Genomic DNA, 16,041 nt, shown 5'->3' with positions numbered 1-16,041 from the left:
ACGGTTAGTTGCGTTTCAATTGGTGAATAGGAATCCCTACGAATAATTCGAGGGCGTAAATATTTTTGATAAACTGGGTCTTGGCCTGCTCCACCGTTGATCGGGTTTCGGCATAGCGGTTGCTGTTGAACGCGTGCGTTTCGGGTGCGATCTTCCCCTTTTGCAACTCTACCTCCGCAATCCGGTAAGCCGCCAGCGATGCCTGATCGTCACGCAGGCGGATTTGCAAGACGCGCTGCGATAAAATCAGATCCTGGTATAAATTAAATAGGTCTCGTTTTAGCTGAATTTCCGCAATTCGCTTTCGTTCCGTGGTCGCTTCATAGTTCGATCTGGCCAACCGAATCTGTTGTGGCCGAGCGAATAAATCATGGATACTGACGGACACGTTTACCCCCGCCCGATACCCATTAGAAATTTGACCCAACTGATCTGTAGTGTTCGTTCCTGTCGAAAGTATAGCCTGATTACCCGTTGAGTAGTTGGCATATCCGGTGAGATTCTGTAACACCTGAAGCTTGGAAAGCTGCAAAGCTGACAGTTGCGAGTTCGCTACGGCACTCTCAAACTTAACCGCTGGTGAGTAGGCCAGGGCTAGTTTGAAAAGTTCATCGAACGGGATCAGCTGAACGGAAATGTCCCGGTTAAAATCGAACGTCATACTATCAATGGGCAACCCGTCGGCTGCAGTTATGAGTGGCTTTGCCGAAGCCGCTGGCGGAGGGATCACGACCTGCCCATAACTAATACTGCTCACCCCCCATACTACCAGACCCAGTATCCACTGGTGGGTAAGTCGGAAAAGTCGGCGACTCAAGTCCCCTTTCATACGTTCTTTTTTGCTGGATAAAATCATTCCTGTAATCGTTTCTTCAATGGTTACTTCTCAACTAAGCTGGCTGTTCCTGTCGCCAGGCTTTTGGTACGCGCTGAATAACTGATTCGAATTCATTGGCTCGCTGCTTCCAGGAGTTGGCCTGTGCCATATCGACTCGTTGCTGAACGCGTTGCTCATCCGTGTCGGCCAGTGCCCGCCGAAGTGCCTTGGCAAAGCGTTCGGGTGTATCCGCCAATTCAATGATTCCGGTAAAATCGTCCAGGATTGAAAATGGCGTGGAGACAACCGGCAGCCCAGCGGCCAGATACTCGTTAATTTTGAGTGGGTAAATCGTGTAGGTATGCTTGTTGCACACAAATGGAATAATGCCAACACTCAGTTTTGCCAGTAATGGGGGTAAATCGGCAGGCTGGCGGGGTGGAATAAACGTTACATTCGGGAAAACGGACAATCGGTCAAGCAAACGGGGCTCATGAACCTCGCCGATAAACTGAAAGTCAACATCCGGCATCGTGCGGGCACAGTATTCCATTATATCAATGTCGATTCGGTTATCGGCTGAGCCAAGATACCCAACAACTGGTTTTTCGGGGGGGTGTTGTTGAGCCAGTTGTCGGGCCTGATTAAACAAGTCAAAATTGACCCCGTTCTTGACGCAGAACGTTTGAGACTGCTGGGCGGACTTATCCTGTCGTAAGGTTTCGGAGGTGGTGATAACGGCATCGACGCGCTGGAGAAAAGTTTCTTCGTAGCGGTACCCGTGCCGACTCATCCAACTGCCTGCCGTCGTGATTTCGTCGAAACAGTAATAAATCGTAGCACACTCATTCAGCTTACCCAGCATTGGTAGACCAATTACCGGATTATAGGCGTTAATAATCAGTGGTCTATGCATGTCCAGCTTCTTCATAACGCCCTGTAGGCTGCTAATCAGCCGGTTTGTATTCCAGCGAAGCAACTGATCGTGCGATTTGTCTGATAGCCAGTTGATGGGCAGCATAAGGGGCGGTCTCCAGACGTACAACTCGCCACCATGTTCAGTGGCTATTTTGGTCAGTGGGTTGCTCAGTTGCATTATTTCCCGGATCGGCATATCCTTTCGCCCTGTCACCAGATCTTTGACGGTGTACAGATAATCGACAAACAGTACCCGGTGACGAGCTGATAACTCCGTCATAAGTTGCACGGCGGCTTTCTGAAAATCACCCGTCCAGGAGGTTTGTGAAATGCAGATGATGCTGTCAAATTGCTTCATGGCGCTCAAGTTTAGGTGAACTGTGTTGGTCTACTACGGAGTTTTGCGTTAGTGAACCGGTATCCCACCGGTTGCAGGTCGCAATCAACATTGAGCTGATAAAAATTACGCTGCTGGTGGGGAACTGGCCCAACACCGGGTTCGAATAGCCCATCAGGGCGATGCCGACGAATTCAGCCAAAAACCCGTACATGACTTTAACCAGCCAAGGATCTTTTAACTGCCAGACCCGGAACACACCAATACCGACCAGCCCGATAAGCATAAGAATATATAGTGTGACACCAACGCGGCCCGTCTCGATCCAAAGTTCTACATACCAGCTATCAGGCGGAATCTGAGAAGCCCAATGCCAGGGTGAAAAGCGCGCGCCCATATCAGTTGATGTACCAATGCCAGCCCCAAACGGCAGGTCCTGTAGGTATGCCTTCAGCTTTTCCTGATTTTGCAGACGGAGCATGAAAGACGGATCGTTCATGGGCGTCAGGGCCGACCGCATTCGCTGAACCTGGTAGTTGGAGCTTCCGACGCTAGTGTACATCAGCAACAAAAACAGCGGTATAGACAGAGCCAGGCCCATTAAGAGTTTCGGAATATCGCGTTTTAACAGCAGGTAAAACGCAAAGCCCGCAACCAACACAAACAGGGCGCTACGGGTTCCGGAAATAGCATATCCCCAAAAGAAAACCAGCGTCAGCACGATATAGGCTGCTTTTTTGAGCAGCGTTTTCTCCTCAAAAACCCGGATGAGCGCCACCAGGGTAACCCCCGCCATCTCGGCTCCGAACTGAGCCGCATCCGAATAAAAAGAGAAACACCGGAGTTGCCCAAAGAGCATATGCGTTCGGGCATTGAAGCCACTATTCAGCCAGACGACCTCGGCGGGCGACAACCCTATGTATTGCTGCTTGAATGACCAAAGGGCCGCCAGAAATGACCAGATTAACCAGGAATTGACGAAAATGGCGATGTCTTTTCGGGTGATAGGGGCTACCATTATGATGCAGGCAACCAGAAACCAGTGCAGGGAGAAAGCCCTCACGTGGAAAAACCAGGCTGGGCGGTAAGGCGCTTCGGGATTAATCAGTTCGATAACGGTGTACAGAAACCAGATAGCGATGAGGGCAAACGCCGGACTGCGCATTCGACGCCATTCCATACGTTGCCCGTTGAGAAACAAGCTGAATAACGTTAGGGCTAATAGCCCATCGATCAATAAGCCAACCGGAACGTCGATCTGGACAAAACGCGTAAAGCCAACGGTAAAACTAAACTGTATATATAGTAACAAGCCAAGACGTGGTTCCAGCAATATCATAATGACCAGCACCAATACAATTGGCAAAAGGACCGACATGATGGCCCCCGCCATACCCATTTTACTGACCAGGTAACCCACAACAATTGTGTATACCGCACCCAGGAAAGTATACACCCAAAACTGGTTTAACGTCAGGTTTCTATTCAGTGAAAAAGTGGGCTGAGCCATAGCTGGTTTGTGCCAGTAAATAAGTTAACTACGTGTAATCAATTCACCGACCGGCGATGGGCGAAATAAATCAGTGCCCACACAACCATACCGTAGCCGGGATAGGTGTAAAGCCCTTTGTAGTAATGAGTAGTCGATTCGTTCATACTTCCAGGGCTGTATTAGCCACCATTGCTACGGGCGGAGACGTTACCACGGATTGCTTAACAGAATGTTTTAAATTCCAGACAATAGCATCTTTCACCGCTTTGAGGTAGGAGGGTTTCCTGCGCAGGGTATAATAGCCGAGCGCCTTTGGAATGGCCATACCAAAATAATACAGGTAGAAAATCAGCAGCGGAAACCCCACTACATTTCGGCGCATGAACCACAGGCGGTTACGCGTGTGATAGTACACCTTCATGGCGTTTTCCTTGCCAACGCTCATCGACTCGCGATGGTAAATCAGGGCTTTGGGCTGGTAATAAATCTGAAAACCCGCCCGCCGTATCCGCATTGACCAATCCAGTTCTTCGTAATACAGGAAAAAGCTATCGTCCAGGCTACCAGCCTTTTCCAGTACCGCCCGGCTAACCATCATTGCAGCACCGTGTGCAAAATAGGTTGGTCCCGGTTGCTCATACTGCCCCAGATCAGGCTCCATTAACCCAACAGCCCACGTCTGTCCTGTATACTCATTCAGCGGGTGATAACCAGCGTATTGAATAATAGTGGGCTGATCATAATAACGAATCTTAGGACAGCTAACGCCAACCAGCGGGTTCTGAAAAAATGGCTTTAACAACTGCTCCAGCAAATCGGGGGTGACAATCGTGTCGTTGTTGAGCAGGAAAATATAGTCGCCCTTTGCCTGACGAATGCCTAGGTTATTGCCGCCCGAAAACCCTAAGTTTTCAGGACTGACCAGCACTTTCACGTTCGGGTAGTTGCCCTGCTGAATACGTTCGGTTGGATCTTCCCTCGATCCATTATCGACAACAATAATTTCAAAGCGGGGGTAAGTAAGGGTCCGGGTTGACTCCAGCAAATCGCAGGTTACCACTGCCTGGTTGTAATTGATCGTGATCAGGGAGATGAGAGGTGTTGTGTCTATCGGTTCGGCCATACTGCTTTGACTGTATTGAAAATAATAAGCCTGTCTTTGAGAAATAACTAACAGTTGATATATAGTCACATGATTTTGGGCTTTGTAGAGCGGCATTAAACTATCTAACCCAGTATTATCACTCTACAGGATAGTAAACCATTGAAGACATAGTATAGTATAGTGCATCCGTCGAGGAAAAGGTTACTTAATAGTAAATTTATAAAACATTTTTGATTGCTATTGTATTTATACCAATAAATATAAACTCAATATATACTATATGGATAGAAAGTAAATAAAATATTTTTTTACTATTTCTTAATAGGCTTCTATAAATGACGAGCACTGATTCTATTCATAAAATCAGTGCTCGTCGTTTGTAGAAGTTACCAGCCTAATTTGACGCCAGCGACCATTTGGTCAATTACTGGCAGGGTGTTATGTTCTATCTACTGGTTTGCTTACGGGCACTTAGTTCACCTTCAGAACTTTTCGTACTACACGCTCTGCACCTTGCTTTATCTCCAGAAGATAGGTTCCCGAGGGTAGTTGAGATAAATCAATTTTCCCCGAAAAACGGTCGCCCGAATTAAGGATTTTTACATGTTGGTACCTGCGGCCCATGCTAGCGTCGAACACATTAACTCTAAGCGGATCGATGGAGGTTCGCTCAACCTGAATCGTCACAAAATCGGTGGTTGGATTAGGGTACACCCGTAGTGATTCGTTCAGGCTTTTTACGTCTGTTGTTGTTATTTCAGCCTTTCGCGCGTTTGGTGTCACATTACCGGGCACTACAAACAAGGGCGTCTCGGTTACAGTGAGTTGCAATTTACCCTGACTGGTATTGACCACTTCCATGTCCATTGTATTGCTACCGGCTTTGGGTCGATAAATTCGGGCTTGTGTGGCACTTCCCAGGTCCAGCAAGTAGGAAGCTGTACGACCAACTTCATCAGGAACCACCAGCGCATAGGCGGAATTGCCGTTCCGCTCATACCGATCCACGAACGGATTACGGTTAAGCGTTTCCTTGTACATATACTCGCCAAAAAGTTTTTTGGTCTGATACAGATAATCAGCGGCTGGTCGGCGGGTTATATTATCGCCGTTTGCCAGCCCCGAGGTGCCGAACATGCCTCCCGTAGAATTGTCGTCGTAGAGTTGGTAAAAGAACACCTTTTCAATACCCTGCCGGGCGTACAACAAAGCCGTTCGTAAAATCCAGTCTCCCTGTGTTTCCAGAGCCGATTTGTTGCCAATTGGAATGGCCCGCAACGGGCTTCCCTGGTTAACGTCGTAGCCCGCTTCGGTAATCCAGACCGGCATATCATATGACTGCCGGTGGGCCGTTTGCCGAAAATCTTCCGCAATTAGATTGATTGGCGTTACCTCAGGTGCTGCTCCCCGCGTGGATGTACCACTCTGCGACGATGATGTATTGTCGGAATACATATGATAGTTGATGATATCCCAGCACAGGTTGACCGTACCATCGGGCTTGTAACCCCGGTACTGTTTACACCAGTCGATCATCCCTTTTATGTAGTCGGACCCGCTCGATGCCGATGCCAGTCCGCCAATAACCACCTTCACCCCAGGATCCGCATTTTTAACGCCAACTCCAGCACCCATGCTGTTTTTGTGGCCATCGTAAAAAGCTGACAGGTTAGCGGCATATTCGCGGGCAGTCTGATAGGCTTTTCGGCCTTTCCACCACTTGTCGCGTTCATTGTCGCATTCGATGTACTTAATTAACCCCATGCCTATTTTAATTGTGTTCGGGTTATCGCCTGTCCAGCGGGGGGTCGAGTTAACGCTTAGCAAGGCCGGATTTACATTCGGGTTATATCCGTAGCGGGCCATATATTGAAACCCCATTTTTGCCTGTTCCAGGTAGGAGTTCGGGTTTGCAAAGTCTCTGCCGTACCGTAAAGGCGTGTTTTCCGCATCCCGCTGATCCTGAGGATAGGTATTGACCATCCAGTCTGGAATTGTTTTCAGGCAGGCCAGTACGTCGATACTATCCGCTTTGCAGCGTTCGTAAATAGCGTCGAAATTCCATCCACCGCTCATAACCGGGCTGTACGAATAACTGCCTTCGGTCGATTCGAGCTTATTCCAGTCCATGTAGTGCCGGATACCAGAAAAACTCTTTACAACGTTCATTTTGGCCTCGTTGACCATCCAGGGTGCGTTGCCATCTTCAAAGTTCCATTCGTAGGCGTTCACTCCCAGCATATCGCCGAGTTTGATGGACTTTGCCGGCACTGGTGTTGCCGCCTGACTGGGCGGGGTATATGACCCATACAGTTCAATTTCGGTTGGGAAAGAACCATAGGTATTGATAACCAAATACCGGGCGTTGCTAATCGTCTGATCCAGCTTGAACCGCGCATTGCCGGTGGTTGAGCGTGTAGGGTAGGGTCCTACCCAACTGCCATATTCACTGCCATTGAAGGTGGCAATCGGAATTCGCTGCCATTGATCGGTGATGATCGACAGGGTCATTGGCGTATCCTGGCACGACCCCACGAAGTCGTAAAATCGCAGACTTTCGAGAGTTATCGACTCACCAGTCAGCAGTGGATAATACGCATCATACTGGGGTAGGATTTTGCCCCAGCCGGTTTCGACGGTTGCATCAGTAATACCGTCAAAGAGCCCCTGTAAGCCATTACTAACATTCGTAAGCTGATACCATCGTTTGGCATCGATTGGAATTTTTTTGTTGGGGGCAATGATCGATGACACGCGAACGACCTGGTTTTGTGTGACGTTTTGGGCCGCCAGAAAGGTAGATGAAGCAGCCTGCGAGGCCGTTATGATAGCTGTTCCGGCAGCGATTACGGATGCCTTCCACGAGCCAGCAGTGTTGGACACGGTAATGACAGATGGATCGGATGAGGTGAACGTGATAGGTGTTTGGGTATTGTTACTTGTTGCAACCAGCGTAAAATCGCCGTCGTCCGTTGTCTTGTCGGGCAATGCGGCAAAAGTAATAACCGCCGGGGGCAGTACTACACCACCCTGCGATACACTTACCCAGTTGAAATTCCAGGCCCCGCGAACAGAATAGATGCGTAGTACCTGACTTCCAGCTTGGAGCGTAGCAGTTGTGCTTATGGTAGACCAGTTCTGCCAGCCGCCCGTGCGGGGAACGTCAATACTACCCAGTACTGCCCCCGACTCGTTCTGAATATTAATCAATCCGTTCCCCCAGCTGTTGGCCACCCGAAACTGAAACGTATAAACCGCTGTCGAGGCTACAGTAACGTTATAGTCCATCCAGTCGCCGTCGTCAATGTAGGTCACGTCTACTCCGCCATCGACATCGGATGCCTGCTCAGGCCGAACATCCGTTGCTACGTCGAAGATTTCGGCTTCCAGTTTACCGGGAAGGGGATGGCCTTCGGTGGCTGAGAACCAGTTCAGATTCCAGTCGCCTTTCAGCACGTAAATTCGCAACGTTTGGCTACCTGCGTTCAGGTGAGCCGTTGCGCCAATCGTTTGCCAGCTCTGTGTGCCACCCGTTCGGGGAACACTAACTGTGCTCACCACTGTGCCGTTAGCCAGCCGGAGTTCAAACCCTGAGCCGTCGCCATAGCCATTGGCTACGCGAAATTGAAACGAATAGACCCCATTGTGCGGTACGCTAACGGTGTAATCCATCCAGTCGCCCGTGTCAATCTGATTGACGTTTTGTCCTCCGCCCTGATCAGCCGTTGCTTCGGTCGATACGCCCTGCATAGCGTTATAAGTCTCGGCTTCAATTAAGCCGGGTAATGCGATATTTTTTTGATGGGCTGACGGGTCATGAATTGAGGTTAGCCTACCAGGTGACGAAGCACTCCCTGTGGTCACAAACACACCTGTAATGACTAGTATACAGACATGAATATACACAGATGCTATAAGTTTCTTCATATAAATGGGTTTTTGGTATCAAATATGGCGAAAATCTATTTTTTGTTTATGTATTAAAAATAAAATATACTAAAAGGTTTCTTATTTTGGAAAATATTAATTTTATGCGCTATTTTGTTTCGTATAATACACTACTTATCACATAGTCAGCTTCTACAAAATGTTTCTACTAATCTATCTCATTTGTTTATTGATCGTTGGCTACCTGACACTCAATGTTATCTATTTATTTATATCGGCTGTTGCAGGCCGTTTGGGAAGTGCAGACGATGTGCCTACCTCGGACGCAGTGGATCGATTACGGCGGATTGCGGTGTTAATTCCGGCCTACAAAGAAGACGCTGTTATTATAGGGTCAGTGGTGGCTAATTTGAAGCAGAACTACCCATCAGATTTGTACGACCTGATTGTCATCGCTGATTCGTTTCTCCCCGAAACACTGGAAAAGCTTTCTGTCTATCCAATCAAGGTTATATGCGTTGATTTCGTAGAGTCAACGGTTCAAAAATCTGTTGCCTATGCCCTGAATTCGCTTCCGGAAAACGAGTATGATATTGTTATGGTTTCTGATGCTGATAACCACATGGCACCCGATTTTTTAGGGCGTATCAATCAGGCATTCGGGCAGGGTTGGCGGGCTGTTCAGGGACATCGGATGGCTAAGAATACCAATAAAAGCGTGGCAATTTTCGACGCTATGAACGAAGAGGTTAACAACAATATATTCCGGGCCGGGCAGCGGGCACTGGGTCTTTCGGCAATGTGTACGGGCTCAGGCATGGCGTTTGAACCCCTGCTGATGAAGCGAGCCCTGAATCAGATCAAAACGGTAGGTGGCTATGACAAAGAGCTTGAAATGTTATTGACTATAGAGCGTGTTCGGGTCGCGTATTTGCAGGATGCTGTTATATATGACGAAAAAGTTCAAAACGTTGCCGTATTCAATAAACAACGTACCCGATGGATAGCCGCTCAATTATATTTCGTCAAAGCGTATTTCAAGATAGGTATCCAGCAACTGATCAAAGGCAATGGACAGGCATTCAATACAATGGTGCGATCCTTGTTGCTCCCCCGAATGATTTTACTAACAGTTCTGGGCTTTCTGCTGCTTATCAGCCTACTGGTTGGGAGTCATGAGCTTAAAGTATTCTCCTGTGGGATATTTGGCCTGATGGCAGGCAGCCTGATCGTATCAATTCCAATGTCTTTATGGCATAAAATATCCGTGCGTGACTTTTTTGTACTTCCCTCGTTAATCTTCGGCATGTTTCGGTCGCTGATCAACTACAAACAAGCCAGTAAGGTATTCTTACACACCCCCCACGCTGAAACATCGGATTTAGGTAATTTACATTGAAATAGACATTTTGATGGTGTGTAAGGCTGGCACAAGCGGGAAGAGTTGGGTCTAAATGATTTACAAAAAGAGCCTGCCCAGACAAAATTGTCTGGGCAGGCTCTTTTTGTAGCGGGAATATAAAGATAGCGTCTACCTTTGTCCTATTAAACTCTGCTAACATATAAATCCGCCTGTTCCTACTTCCTTCCCCAGGAAGTGACGACACCTGTTGTCTAAAGTGAACAGCCCAACGGCTCTGCCCAATTCGGGTGGACAGGTAATACTCCTTTCTCATTTCATTGCACCAGTCAGCCGCTCCGAACCAGCGAGCACATTTGCTTATGCATTTCGCTACTGACTGGCAGCATTTTATTCGATTGTCTACGATGGGCTTTGTCCCAAATCGACAGTCAAAATCAGGTTAGCCATATGACCATTAATCTAAATTCAACCATAGCCATTTTAGGCGGTGCCGGTAAGGCAGGTCGTCCCTTAGTTCAGCAAGCCTTAAAGGCGGGTTACCGTGTCCGGCTGCTTTTGCGATACCCTGAACAATTCGATCTCACCGATGATCGGATGGAAATCATTCAGGGTGATGCGCGAAACCCCACCTCTATTCGCCAGCTGTTGCAAGGCTGTGAGGCCCTGATTAGTACCCTCGGAAACCCAAGAGGAGAGGGCATAGCCATGCTCAGTTCTGTAACGAGGTTAATTCTACTCACCATGCAGGAGTTCGGCATTAGCCGGTATGTCGTCGTAAGTAGTTATTATGGAATAGGCCAGGAGCAGCAAGATGCGAAAACTAAACAGGCCGCAGAGTTCATGCAACAGCACTTTCCGCTGTTTATGGACGACCGGAAAGTAGAATGTCAATTACTTACTGAAAGTGATCTGGACTGGACCTATGTACGGTTGCCTTACCTGGTCCAGGAACCCGCCACCAGAAACATTAAGGTGGAGTCAGCGTATCTTCCAGGGCAACAGATTACGGTAGAAGACTTAGCGGGTTTTCTGCTCAATCAGCTTGATAACCGTCATTACATACGGCAAGCCCTCTTTATTGCGAACGGAACAGGGGTATAACAACTGCTACGTGAAGTATAGAAAAAGACCGGGATCAACTCGGTCTTTTTTGTTTTGACACGATCCCTTCGAATGAATGTTGCCAGTCAACAGCCAACCGGTTATTCCACCTTAGCTTGGCCGCAAAAACAAAGGCCGACGCATTGCCCCGGCCTTGTTAAACCTAACCTTTAAAAATAAAAACCCCTCACCAAATTCTGTTAGCGTAAATAGTTGCCAGTACGCCCTTGCATTGAGCTTTGGGACTGGCTGGCTTGCTCAATCGGCCAGCTAAACTCAACTAAGCCCTTAACCCTGTTTCCTGGTAAACTTCGAAGCTGCCTGACGACCAAAGGGACTCGTCGCCGGCTCACCTGAAGCCAGATACCTGCAACGAGCACGCCAGCGGAGCGATCATTGTTCCGGCGAACCTGCGTGATGTGAGTCGGGTTTACAGCCAGACTCTTACTCAAACGGATAAAGCCGGGAAGCGTATCAACGCATTTCTTGAGTGTTGTAGCATTTAGTTCGGGGGGAGAGTCCGCTAGAAATATGCGGGTATAATTTCCCCAGCCCATCAAATACGTAATGCGCAACGTGTTTGTAGTCAGCTTTCCAAATGTCATGTAAATTTTATGTCAATATGGTAACTAGTAGTTGTCTTGTAAAGATAATCGAAAAATTAAAAATAAAACAAATAAGTAATTTTTTAATAAGCCCTAATTATGGCTAAAAAAGGAAAGTCAAACGGGCATATTGAACAGAAATCAGGCTGAATTTCGAAAATAAGGGTAAGTGATTAACTTTCATGTTCATCTTATCACTTGAACATGAGGGCATTATAAATTATTTTAGGGGTAAAGAATAAATAGCGGTCAATTTGCTAAAAAAAGTTTCACGGGTAGTATTCAGTCTCTACTTTTCTCTATTTTCACGCGTACAATAATTTGGGGGGTATTGATTATTTCCATTACCACTTAATCAATCCATTTGTTTCCAGTCCTGCTAAATCAGTAGCTTGCACCATTGCCCTCTCGATCAGCGGTAATCTCCGGCTAGCCAGTAACTGCATCTGCCTCTTATCAACGGGTATTGTCTTTGGTTAGAGAAATAGCATATGAATAGAGTCGCATTTGTGAGCTTATGAACTGTAGACGTAGCGCACGCATTGGTTTTGCAGGAATTGGAATGTCAACCTCTGGCACAGCGTGCGCGATAGTTTCAAGCGGGTGTAAGCCAGGTTCATAGGGTGAAGTCTGGAGGATGTGTACCATATGATGTTTCTGGGGGTACGGAGAAGGTCAATCAATAAAGTCAGCTGGAAAAAGGCTGGTATTCTATCCACAACAGATCAGTCAATGGGAATAATTATAGTCTTAGCAATCGCAGGGGGGATTATTTATTTGATAGTTACCACTAATAGCAGAAGTGAAGCTAGAGGAAAATGGCTATACGACGACTATCAAAAGGCATTGGCCAGCGATAATAAAGGGCACGCATCGTTGGCGGGCCGGGCATATTATGCCTACCTTAGAAAAGGTCTGCCCACCCTTCAGGATGAACAGGCCCTCCTCGACGACATAGCCGCCATGCACTAAAGAGCCAGGGTTTCGGTGCAACACTCATCCACCTTAAGGAGTTAATACTAAGTACACCCAATTGCTGGCTGACTACCTGTATAAGGCTAACCTCTTAGCTAGTGAGCGAGCTTATTCGATAGCGGTTGACCCCGAAGGGGTTAGCTTTAACTTTCTTATCCGGATGATTATAGAATTGTATGCAAGTCCCCAAACGCCCACTACCTCCGGGCTTCCTGAGTCGCCCATCTCTAACACTACCGGAGAGCTTCCAGACCAGGAACCTGCGCTTGATTTGGGAAACCTGTTAGGTAGCTTCTCTTCCCGAGAAGAAGTCATGGCGTATATTGGTCAACGGGTGCTACAACAAAATGGGCTTATCATCGACAGCCGAAGCGCTCCCTTCAATGAGTACACCCATGTTGAGTGGCTAACTATCACGCTTAAAAGCGAAGACCAGTCAACGCAAAGCGAGAACTATTATCTAGTTACGGATGAAGGCTATTAATGGATTTAGTTGTACTCTATATGACCTGATAACCAACGGAAAAGTGAAGAATAAGGTGGAACCTTTCCAATTCCACCATTTAAATTTCTTAATAAAAGACAGTTAATTTACAGTTAGCTATACATTGTCAATGTAAACAGTCGTACTTGGTGGAGATACCAGGTAAATCAGTATGTTGTTTATCCCGCCTGGATACGAGTTTAAGACAATAACATATAACGATGTACGCATTTATGTACGTCGGGATTGGCGCTATCTTCACAAATAACTCGAGTCAATCAGTGAAGCCACTGCTAGTTCTATTTAATTTGTTAATTAGTATATAATAATCGTGATTATAAGTCAGAAAAAGGGTAACTAGGCTGGTTAATCAGCCAACTGGTTCGATGGAAGTTTTACCCAACTTGTAGCCGCACAACTAACCATGTCTAGAAAGTCCCACGTTCTGGTCATTGAAGACAATTCCGACCAAGTTTACTTGATCAGATTGGGATTAGAGAAATGCATTCCTGGCGTGAATGTAGCCGTGGTGAGCGATGAGGCCGGTGTAGCTACTTATTTCGCCAGCCTGGAGCAGCAGGATTCTGTAGCACCTCAATTGATCTTGCTCGATTTGTACATGCCCCTCAAACAAAACGGGTTACGGATCCTGGCCTACATCAAGGCTTATTTTCTAAGTAAACAGCGACCAGCGACACCTGTTATTATTCTGAGTTACTCCGACCAACCTGATGACATTAAAGAATGCTACGATTTGGGCGTTAATGCCTATATGATAAAACCAATTAAGGGCGAAGATTTGTTGGCCTTATTTCGAACGCTCCGTATTTATTGGCTGGAGACCGTTACACTACCTCTCAAAAAGTAGGTAGATATTTACCTTCACCAATCAAACTCACGTTATGCTCCTTACATTCACGGCTATAGACAAGCAAGCTCAGTTACGGGATTTTTCTTGTTGGCTGACGAGCTTGGAGGGCGCATTCGATGCGCTGAGTGCCATTTCATTGGCAGGTAATCAGCTTATTAAAGCTGAAATCATTGATAATGAGCAACATACTGTATTGCCTGTCGAAGCCTTTAATGGGGAAATTTTCTCGGAGTCAATTCAGCAACTAGAAAATCAATGGCGGCAGATTTTAACCCCACTCATAAAACCAGTCTCAAAGGCAGACCAGTGGTTAATTAAACTAACCAGGCAACGAATCAGGAGCATCCAGATTGGTATTGAACAATCTTGTCGAATGATTGACCAACTTGAGATTGTGCTTCAAGGAACGAAAGCGCTAATTTGTAGTGAACTCCAACGAGTTAGACTTATTACCCGTTACGAACTGATGATTAGGTCAAAACGAAACTATTTAGCTACACTAAGAGACCAGCAAAATCTAGTTTTGAATAGACTCGCTCAGTTGGATGAAATCTACGCGAACCGTTTGTGAAACCAGATTTTCCCGCTATCTACCCAATTCGGTTTGGTGACGAACTCTACAGCTAAAATTTTATTATTGGCCAGCCCATAGTTGACGCTACTGCATACTCAAAAGAACAAAAGAAAATAAATTTTCCTGTAAAGGGAATATTTCCTCGTTGGCTAACGGAAAAATCAGCATGAATTTACGTAAGATCTTTTGGGCGGATTTACGGCTGAGATTTTTTAAGAAGGAGATTTTGCGAGAATATATCTCGCAAAATCTCCTTCTTAAAAATCATTGTAGTTCCCTGTGAATGATTTCTATTCAATTAGGCGGAACAGCCGATTCCAGCGGATTTTGTGCCATATATCAGCCGGAACAGGATCAATGGACATCCAGACAAATACTGCTTTCCCAACGACATGATCTTCCGGTACGAAACCCCAATAACGGGAATCCTCTGAGTTGTGGCGGTTGTCGCCCATCATAAAATAATAATCTTGCTTAAATGTGTAAGTAGTCAGCAATTGACCATCGATTCGAATGCTGGTTAGCGTTACGTCTACCTGTTTATTTTCTTCATAACGCTTGATAACTGGTCCATATAAGGCAATAGTTTGCTCATTTATAGGTATGGCCATATCTTTTTTAGGAACGGTAAGTGGCCCGAAGTTATCCTGATTCCATGTATACAAAGAGCCACCATAAATACCTGGTGCTACCTGGTTAGCTTGCTCCATCATCGGGTCAACCGCTTTTACCCAATCGAACTCTTTAAATTTACGCATGACTTCCTGAGTCATATTAACCCGATAACCAACTAATACAGACGTTTTAGTTGAGTCGTTATACGTCTCAAGCGGTTGCCAGTTGATAAACGGTCCTTCTGGGGATTTGAAATCATTGACTATGTCGTATTTCCGGAAAAACCGGTCGTCCAGCACCTCGGTGGTTTTCACGAAGTATGTCGTTTCGGAGCGGGTTGGCGTGGGAAATGCTTTACCGTTTATATAAACTTGTTCCTGGCGAATTTCCAAAATATCACCAGGAATACCGATACAGCGCTTAATAAAATTAGTCTTCAGGTCCGTTGGGTATTCCGGCTCTCCTGCTTTAGGCGGTGGGTAATTGAAAACCACAACGTCGCCGTTTTTTACCCGAGAAAAACCGGGTAGTCGATACACTGGCAGTTGAATAGCCGTACTATACGAAGGAATTTCAGTACCCCAAATTTTTTGATGCGTCAGGGGTATTTGCAAAGGCGTTTTGGGTGTACGAACTCCGTAATGAAGCTTGCTGACAAATAGAAAATCACCCACCATCAAGCTGTTTTCCATCGAAGGGGTTGGAATGGCAAAGGCTTCTACCGTCAAAAATCGAATCAGCGTGGCGGCCACTACAGCGAATAACAGTGAATCGAACCATTCTCGAATGGCAGATTTTTTAGGTTTACTGGGCTGGTTAACGGCCCTTACTTTCTTTTTGAACATAATTTTATAACCTGAAAAGGTGAGCGCTGCTATTGATTGTCGATTAACCGC

The 16,041-nt window shown here is 46.5% G+C and carries 13 protein-coding genes; 6 read left to right on the top strand and 7 right to left on the bottom strand.

Going from position 1 to position 16,041, the window contains the following annotated elements; all coding sequences use genetic code 11:
- Positions 1-4: 4 nt before the first annotated feature.
- The 5 genes from ACFS25_RS12230 to ACFS25_RS12210 form a co-directional block, all read right to left on the bottom strand.
- Entirely contained in the window at positions 5-829 is an 825-nt protein-coding gene (locus ACFS25_RS12230; protein WP_381500610.1) for a TolC family protein, read from the bottom strand.
- Positions 830-890: 61 nt separating this feature from the next.
- A complete protein-coding gene (locus tag ACFS25_RS12225) occupies positions 891-2,093 on the bottom strand; it encodes a glycosyltransferase (protein ID WP_381500607.1) in 1,203 nt (400 codons plus the stop codon).
- Positions 2,080-3,582 (bottom strand): O-antigen ligase family protein, encoded by a 1,503-nt coding sequence (locus ACFS25_RS12220; RefSeq protein ID WP_381500604.1) that lies wholly within the window; start codon positions 3,580-3,582, stop codon positions 2,080-2,082. Before ACFS25_RS12220 ends, ACFS25_RS12225 begins: the two co-directional genes overlap by 14 nt.
- A 142-nt stretch (positions 3,583-3,724) precedes the next feature.
- The gene (locus ACFS25_RS12215) at positions 3,725-4,687 is read right to left on the bottom strand and encodes a glycosyltransferase family 2 protein (RefSeq protein ID WP_381500601.1); all 963 of its coding nucleotides are present in this window, start codon (positions 4,685-4,687) and stop codon (positions 3,725-3,727) included.
- Positions 4,688-5,140: 453 nt separating this feature from the next.
- Complete coding sequence (locus ACFS25_RS12210; RefSeq protein ID WP_381500598.1) at positions 5,141-8,596, bottom strand: carbohydrate-binding protein; 3,456 nt, start codon at positions 8,594-8,596, stop codon at positions 5,141-5,143.
- A 160-nt stretch (positions 8,597-8,756) separates the two neighbouring features.
- On the opposite strand from ACFS25_RS12210, the gene ACFS25_RS12205 reads away from it, so the two are divergent.
- Positions 8,757-9,956 (top strand): glycosyltransferase, encoded by a 1,200-nt coding sequence (locus tag ACFS25_RS12205; protein WP_381500595.1) that lies wholly within the window; start codon positions 8,757-8,759, stop codon positions 9,954-9,956.
- A gap of 411 nt (positions 9,957-10,367) precedes the next feature.
- Positions 10,368-11,021 (top strand): NAD(P)-dependent oxidoreductase, encoded by a 654-nt coding sequence (locus tag ACFS25_RS12200; protein ID WP_381500592.1) that lies wholly within the window; start codon positions 10,368-10,370, stop codon positions 11,019-11,021.
- A gap of 200 nt (positions 11,022-11,221) precedes the next feature.
- Here ACFS25_RS12200 and ACFS25_RS12195 read toward each other — a convergent pair whose 3' ends face one another.
- Positions 11,222-11,626 (bottom strand): LytTR family transcriptional regulator DNA-binding domain-containing protein, encoded by a 405-nt coding sequence (locus tag ACFS25_RS12195; RefSeq protein WP_381500589.1) that lies wholly within the window; start codon positions 11,624-11,626, stop codon positions 11,222-11,224.
- 732 nt (positions 11,627-12,358) lie between these two features.
- On the opposite strand from ACFS25_RS12195, the gene ACFS25_RS12190 reads away from it, so the two are divergent.
- The 4 genes from ACFS25_RS12190 (at position 12,359) to ACFS25_RS12175 (ending at position 14,527) form a co-directional block, all read left to right on the top strand.
- On the top strand, positions 12,359-12,598 hold the full coding sequence (locus tag ACFS25_RS12190) for a hypothetical protein (protein WP_381500585.1): 240 nt from the start codon (positions 12,359-12,361) through the stop codon (positions 12,596-12,598).
- Between the two features lie 61 nt (positions 12,599-12,659).
- Positions 12,660-13,085, top strand: a complete 426-nt coding sequence (locus tag ACFS25_RS12185) for a hypothetical protein (RefSeq protein ID WP_381500581.1) — start codon at positions 12,660-12,662, stop codon at positions 13,083-13,085.
- Positions 13,086-13,509: 424 nt separating this feature from the next.
- On the top strand, positions 13,510-13,953 hold the full coding sequence (locus tag ACFS25_RS12180; RefSeq protein WP_381500578.1) for a response regulator: 444 nt from the start codon (positions 13,510-13,512) through the stop codon (positions 13,951-13,953).
- A 34-nt stretch (positions 13,954-13,987) separates the two neighbouring features.
- Positions 13,988-14,527, top strand: coding sequence for a hypothetical protein (locus tag ACFS25_RS12175; protein WP_381500575.1), 540 nt, complete (start codon positions 13,988-13,990; stop codon positions 14,525-14,527).
- Between the two features lie 293 nt (positions 14,528-14,820).
- Here the strand turns inward: ACFS25_RS12175 and lepB are convergent, their stop codons facing one another.
- Complete coding sequence (lepB, locus tag ACFS25_RS12170) at positions 14,821-15,990, bottom strand: signal peptidase I (RefSeq protein WP_381500572.1); 1,170 nt, start codon at positions 15,988-15,990, stop codon at positions 14,821-14,823.
- Between the last annotated feature and the right edge of the window lie 51 nt (positions 15,991-16,041).

This window comes from Spirosoma flavum (genome assembly GCF_042686045.1).
Classification (GTDB): domain Bacteria; phylum Bacteroidota; class Bacteroidia; order Cytophagales; family Spirosomataceae; genus Spirosoma; species Spirosoma flavum.
The sequence above is the reverse complement of the archived record's forward strand: the minus strand, read 5'-3'. Positions and strand labels throughout refer to the sequence as shown.

What these genes read in the sequence shown, in the direction of transcription:
- ACFS25_RS12230 (WP_381500610.1), bottom strand. Translation starts at nt 829, where the DNA reads ATGAAAGGGGACTTGAGTCGCCGACTTTTCCGACTTACCCACCAGTGG.
- ACFS25_RS12225 (WP_381500607.1), bottom strand. Translation starts at nt 2,093, where the DNA reads ATGAAGCAATTTGACAGCATCATCTGCATTTCACAAACCTCCTGGACG.
- ACFS25_RS12220 (WP_381500604.1), bottom strand. Translation starts at nt 3,582, where the DNA reads ATGGCTCAGCCCACTTTTTCACTGAATAGAAACCTGACGTTAAACCAG.
- ACFS25_RS12215 (WP_381500601.1), bottom strand. Translation starts at nt 4,687, where the DNA reads ATGGCCGAACCGATAGACACAACACCTCTCATCTCCCTGATCACGATC.
- ACFS25_RS12210 (WP_381500598.1), bottom strand. Translation starts at nt 8,596, where the DNA reads ATGAAGAAACTTATAGCATCTGTGTATATTCATGTCTGTATACTAGTC.
- ACFS25_RS12205 (WP_381500595.1), top strand. Translation starts at nt 8,757, where the DNA reads ATGTTTCTACTAATCTATCTCATTTGTTTATTGATCGTTGGCTACCTG.
- ACFS25_RS12200 (WP_381500592.1), top strand. Translation starts at nt 10,368, where the DNA reads ATGACCATTAATCTAAATTCAACCATAGCCATTTTAGGCGGTGCCGGT.
- ACFS25_RS12195 (WP_381500589.1), bottom strand. Translation starts at nt 11,626, where the DNA reads ATGACATTTGGAAAGCTGACTACAAACACGTTGCGCATTACGTATTTG.
- ACFS25_RS12190 (WP_381500585.1), top strand. Translation starts at nt 12,359, where the DNA reads ATGGGAATAATTATAGTCTTAGCAATCGCAGGGGGGATTATTTATTTG.
- ACFS25_RS12180 (WP_381500578.1), top strand. Translation starts at nt 13,510, where the DNA reads ATGTCTAGAAAGTCCCACGTTCTGGTCATTGAAGACAATTCCGACCAA.
- ACFS25_RS12175 (WP_381500575.1), top strand. Translation starts at nt 13,988, where the DNA reads ATGCTCCTTACATTCACGGCTATAGACAAGCAAGCTCAGTTACGGGAT.
- lepB (WP_381500572.1), bottom strand. Translation starts at nt 15,990, where the DNA reads ATGTTCAAAAAGAAAGTAAGGGCCGTTAACCAGCCCAGTAAACCTAAA.